Source organism: Variovorax sp. WS11, assembly GCF_010499245.1.
Lineage (GTDB): Bacteria > Pseudomonadota > Gammaproteobacteria > Burkholderiales > Burkholderiaceae_C > Variovorax.
On sequence record NZ_JAAGOW010000002.1, the window covers coordinates 338,896 to 353,118 of the forward strand.

At 68.0% G+C, this 14,223-nt stretch carries 15 protein-coding genes, 3 tRNA genes and 1 pseudogene; 6 read left to right on the forward strand and 13 right to left on the reverse strand.

Annotated features, from left to right (window positions below; translation table 11 throughout):
* Positions 1 to 64: 64 nt before the first annotated feature.
* From GXN78_RS22135 to folC, 9 genes are all read right to left on the reverse strand, one after another.
* Positions 65 to 141 (reverse strand) — tRNA-Asp (locus GXN78_RS22135).
* A gap of 70 nt (positions 142 to 211) precedes the next feature.
* Positions 212 to 287, reverse strand: a tRNA-Glu gene (locus tag GXN78_RS22140).
* Between the two features lie 52 nt (positions 288 to 339).
* Positions 340 to 415, reverse strand: a tRNA-Ala gene (locus GXN78_RS22145).
* Between the two features lie 35 nt (positions 416 to 450).
* Complete coding sequence (gene gltX, locus GXN78_RS22150; protein WP_106555753.1) at positions 451 to 1,833, reverse strand: glutamate--tRNA ligase; 1,383 nt, start codon at positions 1,831 to 1,833, stop codon at positions 451 to 453.
* Between the two features lie 4 nt (positions 1,834 to 1,837).
* A complete protein-coding gene (locus tag GXN78_RS22155; RefSeq protein ID WP_106555754.1) occupies positions 1,838 to 3,052 on the reverse strand; it encodes an O-succinylhomoserine sulfhydrylase in 1,215 nt (404 codons plus the stop codon).
* 4 nt (positions 3,053 to 3,056) lie between these two features.
* The gene (purF, locus tag GXN78_RS22160; RefSeq protein ID WP_106555755.1) at positions 3,057 to 4,574 is read right to left on the reverse strand and encodes an amidophosphoribosyltransferase; all 1,518 of its coding nucleotides are present in this window, start codon (positions 4,572 to 4,574) and stop codon (positions 3,057 to 3,059) included.
* An 18-nt stretch (positions 4,575 to 4,592) separates the two neighbouring features.
* Positions 4,593 to 5,078: a CvpA family protein gene (locus GXN78_RS22165; protein ID WP_106555756.1), complete on the reverse strand. Its 486-nt coding sequence runs from the start codon at positions 5,076 to 5,078 to the stop codon at positions 4,593 to 4,595.
* A gap of 6 nt (positions 5,079 to 5,084) precedes the next feature.
* A complete protein-coding gene (locus GXN78_RS22170) occupies positions 5,085 to 5,954 on the reverse strand; it encodes an SPOR domain-containing protein (RefSeq protein ID WP_106555757.1) in 870 nt (289 codons plus the stop codon).
* A gap of 63 nt (positions 5,955 to 6,017) precedes the next feature.
* On the reverse strand, positions 6,018 to 7,325 hold the full coding sequence (folC, locus tag GXN78_RS22175; RefSeq protein ID WP_106555758.1) for a bifunctional tetrahydrofolate synthase/dihydrofolate synthase: 1,308 nt from the start codon (positions 7,323 to 7,325) through the stop codon (positions 6,018 to 6,020).
* A 34-nt stretch (positions 7,326 to 7,359) separates the two neighbouring features.
* Between folC and GXN78_RS22180 the strand changes: the two genes are divergently transcribed.
* From GXN78_RS22180 to argG, 4 genes are all read left to right on the forward strand, one after another.
* Positions 7,360 to 7,713: an ArsC family reductase gene (locus GXN78_RS22180; RefSeq protein WP_106555759.1), complete on the forward strand. Its 354-nt coding sequence runs from the start codon at positions 7,360 to 7,362 to the stop codon at positions 7,711 to 7,713.
* 74 nt (positions 7,714 to 7,787) lie between these two features.
* The gene (locus GXN78_RS22185) at positions 7,788 to 8,330 is read left to right on the forward strand and encodes a hypothetical protein (protein ID WP_106555760.1); all 543 of its coding nucleotides are present in this window, start codon (positions 7,788 to 7,790) and stop codon (positions 8,328 to 8,330) included.
* A 120-nt stretch (positions 8,331 to 8,450) separates the two neighbouring features.
* Positions 8,451 to 8,774 carry a pyrimidine/purine nucleoside phosphorylase gene (locus GXN78_RS22190; protein ID WP_106555783.1) on the forward strand — a complete coding sequence of 108 codons (324 nt, stop codon included), beginning with the start codon at positions 8,451 to 8,453 and terminating at the stop codon, positions 8,772 to 8,774.
* 17 nt (positions 8,775 to 8,791) lie between these two features.
* On the forward strand, positions 8,792 to 10,126 hold the full coding sequence (argG, locus tag GXN78_RS22195; protein ID WP_106555761.1) for an argininosuccinate synthase: 1,335 nt from the start codon (positions 8,792 to 8,794) through the stop codon (positions 10,124 to 10,126).
* A 66-nt stretch (positions 10,127 to 10,192) separates the two neighbouring features.
* Here the strand turns inward: argG and GXN78_RS22200 are convergent, their stop codons facing one another.
* Entirely contained in the window at positions 10,193 to 10,993 is an 801-nt protein-coding gene (locus GXN78_RS22200; RefSeq protein WP_164255653.1) for a hypothetical protein, read from the reverse strand.
* On the reverse strand, positions 10,990 to 12,042 hold the full coding sequence (gene murB, locus GXN78_RS22205; RefSeq protein WP_106555763.1) for a UDP-N-acetylmuramate dehydrogenase: 1,053 nt from the start codon (positions 12,040 to 12,042) through the stop codon (positions 10,990 to 10,992). The genes GXN78_RS22200 and murB overlap by 4 nt, the downstream gene beginning before the upstream one ends.
* A 44-nt stretch (positions 12,043 to 12,086) precedes the next feature.
* On the opposite strand from murB, the gene GXN78_RS22210 reads away from it, so the two are divergent.
* Positions 12,087 to 12,572 carry a YajQ family cyclic di-GMP-binding protein gene (locus tag GXN78_RS22210; RefSeq protein WP_106555764.1) on the forward strand — a complete coding sequence of 162 codons (486 nt, stop codon included), beginning with the start codon at positions 12,087 to 12,089 and terminating at the stop codon, positions 12,570 to 12,572.
* A 7-nt stretch (positions 12,573 to 12,579) separates the two neighbouring features.
* A pseudogene (locus GXN78_RS22215) lies at positions 12,580 to 13,220 on the forward strand (TIGR02281 family clan AA aspartic protease).
* Here GXN78_RS22215 and GXN78_RS22220 read toward each other — a convergent pair.
* Both GXN78_RS22220 and plsY read right to left on the reverse strand, forming a co-directional pair.
* A complete protein-coding gene (locus GXN78_RS22220) occupies positions 13,217 to 13,570 on the reverse strand; it encodes a RidA family protein (RefSeq protein ID WP_106555766.1) in 354 nt (117 codons plus the stop codon). The pseudogene GXN78_RS22215 and the gene GXN78_RS22220 overlap by 4 nt on opposite strands.
* Before the next feature lie 14 nt (positions 13,571 to 13,584).
* Positions 13,585 to 14,220 carry a glycerol-3-phosphate 1-O-acyltransferase PlsY gene (plsY, locus tag GXN78_RS22225; protein ID WP_106555767.1) on the reverse strand — a complete coding sequence of 212 codons (636 nt, stop codon included), beginning with the start codon at positions 14,218 to 14,220 and terminating at the stop codon, positions 13,585 to 13,587.
* Between the last annotated feature and the right edge of the window lie 3 nt (positions 14,221 to 14,223).

Genomic DNA, 14,223 nt, shown 5'->3' on the forward strand with positions numbered 1-14,223 from the left:
AGTTGAGCCCAGGGCCGACAAAGAAAAACGGCCACAAGCTAAGTGCTTGTGGCCGTTTAAGTTTTGGCGGAGTGGACGGGACTCGAACCCGCGACCCCCGGCGTGACAGGCCGGTATTCTAACCAACTGAACTACCACTCCTGGTAGGCTGCGTTCGCTCTGGATGGAGCCAAGTGCTGCCGACTTGTGCCTTCTTCACTTACGTGAAAACTGGCGACCCTACGGGGATTCGAACCCCGGTAGCCACCGTGAAAGGGTGGTGTCCTAGGCCTCTAGACGATAGGGTCATAAACCTAAGAACCGCGTTGCGATCAACGCTTGGTTTTCTCGACTCCCGAATGGTGGAGGTAAGCGGGATCGAACCGCTGACCTCTTGCATGCCATGCAAGCGCTCTCCCAGCTGAGCTATACCCCCTGTGGGTGTCGAGCCTCAAATTATAGCGTGGAAATTCACGACCCCTGTAGACGTTTCAAAATTTCTTCACGAGAGAAAAGCGCGAGCACGGCATCGAGCGACGGCGTCTGCGCCGTGCCCATCACGAGCACGCGCACCGGCATGGCCAGCGCGGGCATCTTGAGGCTCTGCGCGGCCAGCACTTCCTTGATCGCGGCGGTGATGGACGCCTTGTCCCATGCGACAGTTGCGAACTTGTCGGCCAGCGCGGCGATCGCGGGACGCACCACGTCCGTCACATGCTGCGCGCGATCGGCCTCGCTGGGCTGCACGTCCGCATAGAACGCCGCGGCCCAATCGGCCAGCGCCACCGTCGTGTCGCAGCGATCCTTGAACAGCGCGCAGATGGCCGGGAGCCGCTCGTCGGCGGCGATGCCGCGCTTGCTCAATTGCGCAGCAACCAGCGGTGCGAGTTCGGTATCGGGCTTGGCCTTGATGTACTGCGCGTTCACCCATGCGAGCTTGGCCGCGTCCCATTGCGCCGGACTCTTCGAGAGATGCGTGCCGTCGAACCAGCCCACCATCTGCTCGCTGGTGAACAGCTCGTCATCCCCGTGGCTCCAGCCGAGGCGCGCGAGGTAGTTGAGCATCGCCTCGGGCAGGTAGCCGCCGTCCTCGTAGGCCGTCACGCTGACGGCGCCGCGGCGCTTCGACAGCTTCTGCCCGTCCTCGCCGAGGATCACGGGCACATGGCCGAAGTGCGGCAGCGGCGCGCCGAGCGCGCGGAAGATGTTGATCTGCCACGGCGTGTTGTTGATGTGCTCGTCGCCGCGGAACACGTGCGTGATGCCCATGTCCCAGTCGTCGACCACCACCGCGAAGTTGTAGGTCGGCACGCCATCGGCGCGCACGATGATGAGGTCGTCGATCTCGCGGTTGTTGATGGTGATCGGGCCCTTGACGAGGTCGTCCCAGCTCACGTCGCCCTCGGGCGGGTTGCAGAAGCGGATCACCGGCGGCACGCCTTCCGGAATGGGCGGCAGCACCTTGCCCGGCGCGGGGCGCCAGCGGCCGTCGTAGAGCGCCTTCTCGCCGCGGGCGCGCTGCGCCTCCTTCATCGCATCGAGCTCGGCCGGCGTGCAGTAGCAGCGGTAGGCCGTGCCGGCCGCGAGCATCTGTTCGACGACCTGCTTGTAGCGGTCGAGGCGCTGCATCTGGTAGATCGGGCCCTCGTCGTAGTCGAGCCCCAGCCAGTGCATCGAGGCGAGGATCTGCTCGACCGATTCCTGGGTCGAGCGGGCGACGTCGGTGTCCTCGATGCGCAGCACGAACTGGCCGCCGTAGTGGCGCGCATAGGCCCACGAGTAGAGCGCGGTGCGCGCGGTGCCGAGATGGAGAAAGCCCGTGGGAGACGGCGCGATGCGGGTGCGAACGGTCATGGGGTCAGGTGGGTAGCGTGTCCAGGCCGCGCGAGAGGTCGGTCCGGATGTCGTCGATGTGATCGAGCCCGACCGCCACGCGGATCAGGCCCTGGCCGATGCCGGCGGCGTGGCGCTGCTCTTCGCTCAGGCGGCCGTGCGAGGTGGTGGCCGGGTGGGTGATGGTGGTCTTGGTGTCGCCGAGGTTGGCGGTGATCGAGAGCACGCGGGTGCTGTCGATCACATGGAAGGCGTTGGCGCGCGCCGCCTCGGGCGTGTCGCCATAAACGTCGAAGGAGACCACCGCCCCGCCCTGCCCTGCCTGCTGACGCATCGCGAGTTCGTGCTGCGGATGCGAGGCCAGGCCGGGGTAGTACACGCGCTTCACCCTGGGCTGCGTCTCCAGCCACTGCGCGAGAGCCAGGCCGCCGGCGCAATGGGCCTGCATGCGGATGCCCAGAGTCTCGAGGCCCTTGAGCACGATCCAGGCATTGAAGGGCGACAGCGCCATGCCTGCGGTGCGCACCACGGTGGCGAACACGTCGATGAGCTTCTGGGAGCCGCAGATGGCGCCGGCCAGCACGCGGCCCTGGCCCTCGAGGTACTTGGTGCCGGAATGGATGACCAGGTCGGCGCCGAACTCGGTGGGCCGCTGCAGCGCCGGCGAGCAGAAACAGTTGTCGACCGCCAGCAGCGCGCCCGCGCCGTGGGCCAGGTCGGCCAGCGCGCGGATGTCGCAGACGTCGGTCAACGGATTGGTGGGCGTCTCGGCAAAGAGCAGCCGGGTGTTGGGCTTGATCGCCGCCTTCCATTGCGCCACCTCGGTCTGCGAGACGAAGGTGGTCTCCACGCCGAACTTGCCGAACTCGCGGCCGATGAGGTTGAGCGTGGAGCCGAACACCGAACGCGAGCACACCACGTGGTCGCCGGCCTTGAGCAGCCCCATGCACATCATGAGGATCGCGCCCATGCCGCTGGCGGCGCCGATGGCGGCCTCGGTGCCTTCGAGCGCCGCGAGGCGCTGCTCGAAGCTGGCGACCGTGGGGTTGGAGGTGCGGGTGTAGGTGAAGCCTTCCTCGGTGCCGGCGAAGCGGCGCGCCGAGGTCTCGGCATCAGGCTGGACGAAGCTGCTGGTGAGGAACAGCGCCTCCGAGTTCTCGCCGTACTGGCTTCGCTCGAGCGCGGCGCGCACGGCGAGCGTGTCGCGGTGCAGGCCGGGAGGCAGGGATCGGTCGGTCACGTTCTCAGGTCTCGCTCAGGTTGGGCAGTGCGAGGCGCGAGGAATCCTCTTCGGTTTCCTCGATGCGCGGGCGGTTGCCGTTCATGCGCTTGATGGCCTCGGTGTCGATGTCGCCGGTCACGTACACGCCATCGAAGCAGGAGGCATCGAAGCCGTCGAGCTTCGGCCCGTTGCTTGGCGCGGCCTTGAGCACGGCGCGCTTCATCCCCTCGACGTCCTGGTAGATCAGCGCATCGCAGCCGATCAGCTCGCGCACTTCCTCGACGGTTCGGTCATGTGCCACCAGCTCGTCCTTGGTCGGCATGTCGATGCCGTAGACGTTGGGGTAGCGCACCGGCGGCGCCGCGCTGGCGAGGTAAACCTTGCGCGCGCCGGCCTCGCGGGCCATCTGCACGATCTCGCGGCTGGTGGTGCCGCGCACGATGGAGTCGTCGACCAGCAGCACGTTGCGGCCCTTGAATTCGCTGCCGATCACGTTGAGCTTCTGGCGCACCGACTTCTTGCGCACGCCCTGCCCCGGCATGATGAAGGTGCGGCCGACGTAGCGGTTCTTCACGAAGCCTTCGCGGTAGGGAATGCCCAGCAGATGGGCGAGTTGCGTCGCGCTCGGGCGGCTCGACTCGGGGATCGGGATGATCACGTCGATCTCGTTCGGCGGCAGGGTGGAGATCACGCGCTGGGCCAGCGTCTCGCCGAGGTTGAGCCGCGCCTGGTAGACCGAGATGCCGTCCAGCACCGAGTCGGGCCGCGCCAGGTACACGAACTCGAACATGCAGGGGTTGAGGCTGGGCGACTCGGCGCATTGCTGCGCATGCAGTTGACCTTGGAGGTCGATGAACACCGCCTCGCCCGGCGCCACGTAGCGCTCGAACACGTGGCCGGAGCCCTCGAGCGCCACCGTCTCGCTGGCCACCATGTAGGTACCGTCGGCGCCGCGCCCGATGGCCAGCGGCCGGATGCCGTAGGGGTCGCGGAAGGCCAGCAGGCCATGGCCGGCGATCAGCGCCACCACGGCATAGGAGCCGCGCAGCCGGCGATGCACGTTGCGCACGGCGGCGAAGAGCGTCTCGGAGTTGAGCATGCCGTCGCGCGTCGAGCGGTCGAGCTCGTGCGCGAGCACGTTGAGCAGCACCTCGGAGTCGCTGTCGGTGTTGGTGTGGCGGTGGTCGGTGGAGAACAGCTCGGCGCGCAGCGCGTGCGCATTGGTAAGGTTGCCGTTGTGCACCAGCACGATGCCGAAGGGCGCGTTCACGTAGAAGGGCTGCGCCTCTTCCTCGCTGAAGGCATTGCCGGCGGTCGGGTAGCGCACCTGCCCCAGGCCCACGCTGCCCGGCAGGGCCCGCATATTGCGCGTGCGGAACACGTCGCGCACCATGCCCTTGGCCTTGTGCATGAAGAACTTGCGCTCCAGCAACGTGACGATGCCGGCGGCGTCCTGGCCGCGGTGCTGCAGCAGCAGGAGCGCGTCATAGAGCAGCTGATTGACGGGTGCGTTGCTGACAACGCCGACGATTCCACACATGAAGCGATCCTTTTAGGCTCAGGGCAGGTAGCTTGCCAATTTTTCAGGCAGCGCGGGTTTCAGGCCCTGCAATGCCGCATCCAGAACAGTGGCGCTGCGCGATTCCTGCCACCAGGCCGCGTCGCTCAGCGCGAGCAAATGAACCATGACCGCCGCGGCCAACAGTGCGACCGCGCCGCGCGCCAGGCCGAAGACTGCGCCCAGCAACCGATCCACCGGCCGCAGGCCCACCGCAGCGATGAGCTTGCGCGTGAGCGAGGCCAGCAACCCCACGCCGAAAGCCACCGCCACGAACACCAGCACGAAGCCTGCCGCATAGCGCCAGCTGGCCGCCGGATCGCCGAAGGGCAGCCAGGCCCCCACATCACCGGCGAACCACTGCGCGCAGAAGAAGGCAGCCACCCAGCCGGCCAGCAGGATCACCTCGAACACCAACCCGCGCACCAGACCGAAGAGCATCGACACCACGAGCAGCACGATGGCGATCCAGTCGAGCGCAGTCACGTCCGACTACAAGCTGAGGACGGCGGCCGACAAAGACAAGCCCTTGACCCGGCCCGCTGCCTTGTCCGCCTCGGCGCGCGTGCTGAAGGGGCCGACGCGCACACGCGTGCGCTCGCCGTCGGCCGTCTTCGCGACATGGGCATAGGTCTTGAGACCGGCCTTCTCCAGCTTTTGCCGGACCTCGCGCGCCTTGTCGGCGTCGGCGAAGGCGCCGACCTGGACCACGAAGCGGCCGTTCTCGTCCGCCGCGGCGGTGGGCTTGGCGGCCGCGGCGGCGGTGGTCTTGCCGTCGAGCAGGGCGCGGGCCCGGGCGGCGTCGTCGGCAGCCTTGGCGGCGGCCTTGGTGTCGGGCTTCGCGTCCGCCTTGGCTTCGGCCTTGGGCTCCGGCTTGGGCTTGGGTTCCGGCTTCGGTTCGGGCTTGTGTTCAGGCTTCGGCTCGGGCTTGGCCTCCGCCACGCGCGGCGGCTTGGTCTCGGCCGGCGGCGCGGACGGCACCGGCTTGGACGGCTGGATTTCGGAGCCGTCCGCCATCTCGGTGATCATCTCGCTGCCCGAGGGCTTGGCGGCCACCGGCGGGCTCGACGGGGGTGCCGCCGTCGACGTGGCGGGCGCGGGCGCTGCAGGCAGGGGCAGCGGCTTGGTCTTGTTGCGGTCGGGGATCTCGATCGGGATGTCGACCGAAACCGGGCGCGGCTGGGTGTCGAACAGCAACGGAAAGCCGATCACGCCGACCAGCACCAGCACCGCGGCGCCCACCAGCCGGTGCCGGGCGCGGCGGCGCATCGCCTCGATGCTCTCGGCCGGCGCCGCCGCGACGCCGGTGTTTCGCCCTTCGCTGGCCTGCGGACCGCGGGTGCGGAACTTGAAGAACGCCATGAAATTCGATTCCCTGATGGAGTGCAGCGTGAGGTAGAAAAAAGGCGCCGGAAATCAGGCCAATCAGGAGTCCGGCGACAGGTGCCGGGCCCGCAGACGAGGTGTTCCGTGCTCGAGCACACCACCCACTGTGAAGAACGATCCGAAGACGACGATTCTATCAGCGGGGTCCGCGCGATCGATGGCCGCTTGCAGGGCTTCCATGGGGCCGGCATGCGCGCTCGCCGAGGCATCGGCGCGGGTGTTCTGCGCCTGCCAGCGCGCCTGCAGATCGGCGGCCTTGGCGGCGCGCGGGGTCGGCAGGTCGGTGAAGTACCAGCGGTCGATCATCGGGCCGATGCGCGCGAACATCGGCGCCAGGTCCTTGTCCGCCATCACGCCGAACACGCCGTGGGTGGTCGGGTAGAAGCCCATGGCGTCGAGGTTCTCGGCCAGGGCTGCCACGGCGTGCGGGTTGTGCGCCACGTCCAGCACCAGGGCCGGCTCGCCGGGCACGATCTGGAAACGCCCGGGCAGCTCGACCGAGGCCAGCCCGATGCGCACCGCCTGCGCCGTGACCGGCAGCCGCGGCCGCAGGGCCTCCAGCGCCGCCAGCACGCCGGCCGCGTTGACCAGTTGGTTGGCACCGCGCAGCGCCGGGTAGGCCAGCCCGCTGTAGCGCCGCCCGCGGCCGCTCCAGCCCCACTGCTGCTTGTCGCCCGAGACGTTGAAGTCGCGGCCCACGCGCCAGAGATCGGCGCCGATGGCCTCCGCGTGCGCGATCACGCTCTGCGGCGGCACCGGGTCGCTCACGATCACGGGGCGGCCTGCGCGCATGACGCCGGCCTTCTCGAAGCCGATGCTTTCGCGATCGGGCCCCAGGAACTCCATGTGGTCGAGGTCGATGCTGGTGATGATGGCGCAGTCGGCATCGACCACGTTGACCGCGTCCAGCCGCCCGCCCAGGCCGACCTCGAGGATCGCAACGTCGGGCTTGCTGGCAACCGTGCACAGCAAGAGAGCGAGCGTGGTGAATTCGAAGTAGGTCAGGGCCATGTCGCCGCGTGCCTGCTCGACCGCCTCGAAGTGCGCCGCCAGCGCCTCGGCCTTCACGGCCTCGCCCAAGAGCCGCAGGCGTTCCTCGAAATGCACCAGGTGCGGCGAGGTGAACACCGCCGTGCGGTAGCCCGCATGCATGAGGATGGACTCGAGCATGGCGCAGGTCGAGCCCTTGCCGTTGGTGCCGGCCACCGTGATCACGGGGCAGTCGAAAGCAAGGTCGAGCTTCTGGGCCATCGCGCGCACGCGCTCGAGGCCCAGCTCGATGTTCTTGGGATGCAGGTGCTCGGCGTGCGCGAGCCAGTCGGCGAGGCTTTTCATGGAGCCCGGAATTGTCGCCCACTCGCGGCGCGGGCATCATCGCGGGATGACCACGCTCTACGGCATCACGAATTGCGACACCGTCAAGCGCGCCCGCGCCTGGCTCGACGAACACGGCATCGCCTACCGTTTCCACGACTTCAAGAAGGAGGGCGTGCCCGAGGCCGAGCTCGACCAGTGGCTGCGCGCGCCCGGCTGGGAGGCCTTGGTCAACCGCCGCGGCACCACCTGGCGCAACCTGGACGAAGCGACGCGCGCCTCGGTGGTCGACGCCGCCTCGGCCCGCGCCGCCCTGCTCGCCAACCCCAGCCTGATCAAGCGCCCGGTGGTCAACTGGGGCGCGCGGACCGGCGTTACCACGGGGTTCGATGCCGCCGAGTGGAAAAGCCACACTGTGTAAACGGTTGAACCCGGGGTACCGGATCGCGTCGAACAGGTTCAGGGCCCTCGCGCCCCACCCTCAGGAGTCTTGACATGCGCACCCATCAAAAAACCATTCGCAGCATTGCCGCCCTTTCCCTGCTGGCCGCCCTCGCCGGCACCGCCTCCATGGCCCAGGCGGAACAGGTCTGGGCCCGCGTGGTCTCGGTCACGCCCTCGCACGAGACCACCGGCAACACCCGATACAACGTCACCTACGAGTACGCGGGCCGCCACTACACCACCGTCACCGACACCCGCCCCGGCGCCAGCATCCCGATCGAGCTTGGCGACTACGGCGTCGCCACCACTTCACCCGTCGCACCGCAGCCCGAGATCGCCGGCGGCCCGGTGGATGGCGGCCCCCGCCCCGAATGGAACAACGTGGCGCCCGAACAGGGCGTGGTGGTCTCCGGCGGCGGCGCCCCGGCGTATGCCCCGGCGGCGGTCTACGCGCAGCCGGCGCCCGTCTATTACCCGGCACCGGTCTATGTGGCACCGGCACCCGCGTACTACCCTGCCCCTTACGTCTATCCGCCGGTCGGGCTGTCGCTCAATTTCGGCTATTCGCGCGGCTGGCGCGGCCACTGGCGCTGAGCGCTGCGGGCGGGCCTGCGGGCCCGGCCTAAAATCTCCGGCTTTCCAACCATTGCACGGGTGCGCCTTTGCGAGGGCGCGCGGCCGGCGGCCGAACGCCGGCGCCAGGCCCTTTTCGAGATGAGCACTACCGAATCCCTCCAGAGCGCCACGGTATCGACCAAGGCCAACGTCTACTTCGACGGCAAGTGCGTGAGCCATAGCCTCACGCTGGCCGATGGCAGCAAGAAGTCGGTGGGCGTGATCCTGCCCTCCACCCTCACCTTCAGCACCGGCGCGCCCGAGATCATGGAAGGCACCGGCGGGCGCTGCGAATACCTGCTCTCCGGCAGCAGCGAATGGGTCGCCTCGGGCGCGGGCGAGAAATTCAGCGTGCCCGGCAATTCCAGCTTCCAGATCCGCGTGAGCGGCGAGCCGTACAGCTACATCTGCCACTTCGGCTGAACCGGGATTCGAACAACATGGCCACCATCCTTCAAAACATTCCCGCCGGCCAGAAGGTCGGCATCGCCTTCTCCGGCGGACTGGACACCAGCGCCGCGCTGCACTGGATGCGCAACAAGGGCGCCATCCCCTACGCCTACACCGCCAACCTGGGCCAGCCCGACGAGCCCGACTACGACGAGATCCCGCGCAAGGCCATGCTCTACGGCGCCGAGAAGGCCCGGCTGGTCGACTGCCGCACGCAGCTCGCATCCGAAGGCCTCGCCGCCCTGCAGGCCGGCGCCTTCCACGTGACCACCGCCGGCCTGACCTACTTCAACACAACGCCGCTGGGCCGGGCCGTCACCGGCACCATGCTGGTCGCGGCCATGAAAGAGGACGACGTCAACATCTGGGGCGACGGCAGCACCTACAAGGGCAACGACATCGAGCGCTTCTACCGCTACGGCCTGCTCACCAACCCGGCGCTCAAGATCTACAAGCCCTGGCTGGACCAGACCTTTATCGACGAGTTGGGCGGCCGCGCCGAAATGTCGGCCTTCATGCAGAAGGCCGGCTTCGCCTACAAGATGTTGGCCGAGAAGGCCTACTCCACCGACTCCAACATGCTCGGCGCCACGCACGAGGCCAAGGACCTGGAGCACCTGAACAGCGGCATGAAGATCGTGCAGCCGATCATGGGCGTCGCCTTCTGGAAGGACGAGGTCGAAGTCAAGCGCGAAGAAGTCACCGTGCGCTTCGTCGAAGGCCGCCCTGTGGCGATCAACGGGGTGGAATTCCCCAGCCTGGTCGAACTGCTGCTGGAAGCCAACCGCGTGGGCGGCCGCCACGGCCTGGGCATGAGCGACCAGATCGAGAACCGCATCATCGAGGCCAAGAGCCGCGGCATCTACGAGGCCCCGGGCCTGGCGCTGCTCTTCATCGCCTACGAGCGACTGGTCACCGGCATCCACAACGAAGACACCATCGAGCAGTACCGCGACCACGGCCGCCGCCTGGGCCGCCTGCTCTACCAGGGCCGCTGGTTCGACCCGCAGGCCATCATGCTGCGCGAGACGGCCCAGCGCTGGGTGGCGCGCGCGGTCACGGGCGAGGTCACCATAGAGCTGCGCCGCGGCAACGACTACTCGATCCTCAACACCGAGTCGCCCAACCTCACCTACAAGCCCGAGCGCTTGACCATGGAAAAGGGCGAATCGAGCTTCTCGCCGGCCGACCGCATCGGCCAGCTCACGATGCGCAACCTCGACATCGTCGATACGCGCGAGAAGCTGGGCATCTACACGCAGGTGGGCCTGCTCTCCGCGGGTCAGGGTGCCTCGCTGCCGCAGCTGAAGAACGACACGGACTGAAACTGGTCAGCCGTACGCAGAAGGCGCTGCGTCCTCTGCGTACGGATGATGTGCTCCGCGACCGTCTCAGTCGCCGCCTCCCCCGCAACCGCCCCCGCAGCCCGATCCGCCATCGCCGCCGCCGTCCCCACCACCGGACTCGTTGCTGCCGCCGAAGCTACCCGAGTCGCCCGAGCTGCCATCGCTCGAATCGCCGAAGCTGCTGCCGCAATGGGTGTCTGAACCGGCCTGCCGGTCGATGTCCTTGCAGTCGGGCACATAGCGGAATCCACCCTCGACCCCGAACTTCGCGTCCAGCGCGAACAGCAGCGGCAGCCGGGTCGGCGCGCGCGGATCGATGCTCTCCTCCTTGCAGGTCCAGTACCAGGTCCGGCGCAGCCCGTCGTTGCGGCGCGCGTCCCGCCCCAGCACCTCCGCCGGCGTGTGGTGCAGCAGGCCGCCGAAGGCTGCCGCGCACCAGCGCTGGTAGCCCTGGGTGTGCAGGATGAACTCGTGCCAGGCGGCGTCGACCAGCTTGGACGGCATGGCGACGAACTTGCGGTCGCTGCGCAGGTGCGCCATGAAGAACTGGCGCAGGCCACGCAGGACCAGATCGGTGTCGCGCTCCTGGAGCTGCGGATAGGCGGCGCGCAGCTTGGCGCCGAGGAAGCGCGGAAAGGTGGCCTCGCGCACAAACTGGCGGCGCGAGCTCATCTCCCAGGCCTTGAGTGCACCGCCCAGCACCACGCCGATCGCGATGGCGGAAAACAGCGCCCAGCCTGTGCGCCAGTAAAGCACGGCCACAATGCCCGCCCCCCACAGCAGCCGGCGGCCCCACAGCAACGCCTGGATGCGGCGCCGGAAATTGAGCTGCAGCAGCTCCGTCACACGACCACGGGCTCCGGCTCCAGCCGGATGCCGAATCGCTCGTACACGCTGGTCTGGATGGCCTTGGCCAGGGTCATGACCTCGCCCCCGGTCGCCGGGTGCGCCGGGCCGCCGCGGTTGACCAACACCAGCGCCTGCTTCTCGTAGACGCCAGCATTGCCGACGGTCTTGCCCTTCCAGCCGCAGGCGTCGATCAGCCAGCCGGCGGCCAGCTTGATGCTGCCGTCCGCCATCGGGTAGTGCACGATCTTCGGGTCGCGCGCAATGATGTCGGCGCATTGCTCCGGCGTGACGGTGGGGTTCTTGAAGAAGCTGCCGGCATTGCCGAGCACCCGCCAATCCGGCAGCTTGGCGCTGCGGATGGCGCAGATCCAGTCGAAGATCTCGGTCGGGCTGGGCGTGGAATTGCCGGTCTCGGCCATCTTGCGCTCCAGGTCCAGGTAGCCCAGCACCGGCTTCCAGGGCCGCGGCAGCCGGAAGCGCACCCGCGTGATCAGCGCCCGGCCCGCCAGGCCGAAGCCGTTGACGCCGCCGGCCGCATGCTTGAAGACCGAGTCGCGGTAGCCGAAGGCGCATTGGCCCGCGTCGAGGGTGAAGGCACGGCCGGTGACGAGGTCGATGGCGTCGAGCGAATCGAAGCGATCCTGCAGCTCGACCCCGTAGGCGCCGATGTTCTGCACCGGCGCGCCGCCCACGGTGCCCGGGATCAACGCCATGTTCTCGAGGCCGGGATAGCCCTGGTCGAGCATCCAGCGCACCGTGTCGTGCCAGACCTCGCCGGCGCCCGCTTCGATCACCCAGGCGCGCGGCGTTTCCTCGACCAGCCGGCGCCCCTTGATCTCCACCTTCAGCACCAGCGGCTTGACGTCTCCGGTCAGCACGATGTTGCTGCCGCCGCCGAGCACGAACTTGGGCGCGCCGCCCCAGGCCTCGTCGGCCAGCAGCGCGGCGACGTCCGCCTCGCTCGCGATGCGCACCAGGTGCTGGGCGCGCGCGACGATGCCGAAGCTGTTGTGCTGCTGAAGCGGTACGTTGTGCTCCACGATCATGGGAGAATTGTCGCATTCACACCGTGAGGTTCAGAGGAGAGTCCATGCCGTCTTTCGATACCGTCTGCGAACCCAACCTGCCCGAGGTCAAGAATGCCGTGGAAAACACGGCCAAGGAAATCGGCACGCGCTTCGACTTCAAGGGAACCGCGGCTTCGGTCGAGCTCAAGGAGAAGGAAATCACGCTGGTCGGCGATGCCGAATTCCAGCTCGTGCAGGTGGAGGACATCCTGCGCAACAAGCTGACCAAGCGCAGCGTGGATGTACGCTTCCTCGACAAGGGCGAGGTCCAGAAGATCGGCGGCGACAAGGTCAAGCAGGTGATCAAGGTCAAGAGCGGGATCGAGAGCGAGACCGCCAAGAAGATCCAGCGCCTCATCAAGGACAGCAAGCTCAAGGTGCAGGCCGCGATCCAGGGCGACGCAGTGCGGGTGACCGGCGCCAAGCGCGACGACCTGCAGGCCGCAATGGCGCTGATCAAGAAGGACGTGCCGGACATGCCGCTGTCCTTCAACAACTTCCGCGACTGAGCGCCCGATGAAGGCCCTCCTCCTCCCGATGCTGCTGGCCGCGGTAGGCGGCTTCGCGCAAGCCCAGTCCGTGATGCTCACCGGCACCATCGGCAGCCGCGCCATCCTGATCGTCGACGGCAGCGCGCCCAAGACGGTGGCGGTGGGCGAGACCTTCCAGGGCGTCAAGCTGCTGTCGCTGGCAGCCGAGCAGGCCACGGTGGAGGCCGGCGGCAAGCGCGTGGCGCTGCGCATGGACCAGCCCGTCAGCATCGGCGGCAACGGTGGGGGGGCGGCGGCGGGACGCGCATCGTGCTGCCGGTCTCGAGCGGCGGGCACTTCGCGACGCAGGGCGCGATCAACGGGCGCAGCGTCAATTTCATGCTCGATACCGGCGCCACCACCGTCGCGCTCTCGGCGGCGGACGCGCAGCGCATCGGGCTCGATTTCAGCAAGGGCCAGCCGGTGCGCGTGAACACCGCCAACGGCATCGCCCAGGGCTGGCGGGTGCGGCTGAACTCCGTGCGGGTGGGCGATGTCGAGGTCTACGACGTCGAGGCCATCGTGTCGCAGCAGCCCATGCCCTACGTGCTGCTGGGCAACAGCTTCATCAGCCGCTTCTCGATGCGGCGCGATAGCGACCAGATGGTCCTGGAAAAACGCTTCTAGGCCGCAGCCGCGGTCACGACGATCTCGATCTTGTAGGCCGCATTGGCCATTGCCGCCTGCACCGTGGCGCGCGGCGGCGTGTTGCCGGCGGGAATCCAGGCGTCCCACACCTCGTTCATCGCCGTGATATCGCCGATGTCGGCCAGGAAGATCTGCGTCATCAGGATGCGCGACTTGTCGCTGCCGGCTTCGGCCAGCAGGCGGCCCACCATCGCCAGCACCTGCGCGGTCTGGCCGCGGATGTCCTGCGTGGTGTCGTCGGGCACCTGACCTGCGAGGTAGATGGTGCCGTTGTGGATCGCCATCTCGGAGAGGCGCGGACCGACGTGGAAGCGTTGAAGTTGGGCCATGGGAGCTTTCTTTCTCAAGTCTTGGCTTTGGAGCCCAGCCGGGACTCCGTTCCGGCCGCCAGGCGGCGGATGTTTTCCCGATGCCGCCAGATCAGCAGCAGGCTGATCGCGATCAGCGCGAGCAGCACCTCGCGGGAGAGCGGCCAGGCGATGCCGCCGCCGATCAGGTAGTAGGCCGGCGCGAAGAAGGCCGCCACGATCGAGGCCAGCGAGGAATAGCGGAAGAAGACGGCGATGATCAGCCAGGTGGTGCCGGTGGCGAGCCCCAGCAGCCACTCGATGCCCAGCAGCGCGCCGGCCGCCGTGGCCACCCCCTTGCCGCCCTGGAAGCCGAAGAAGACCGGATAGAGATGCCCCAGGAAGGCCGCCAGCCCGGCCAGCGCCGCGGTGCCCGCCCCCAGTCCATAGGGCTCGCCCAGGTGATGGATCAGGAAGACCGGCAGCCAGCCCTTGACCGCGTCCAGCAGCAATGTCGCCAGCGCGGCGCCCTTGTTGCCCGAGCGCAGCACGTTGGTCGCGCCCGGGTTCTTGCTGCCGTAGCTGCGCGGGTCGGACATGCCGAGCGCCTTGCTGACGATGACGGCAAAGGACAGCGAGCCCAGCAGGTAGGACAGGACGATCGCGATCAACGAAGGCAGATAGGAACTCACGGT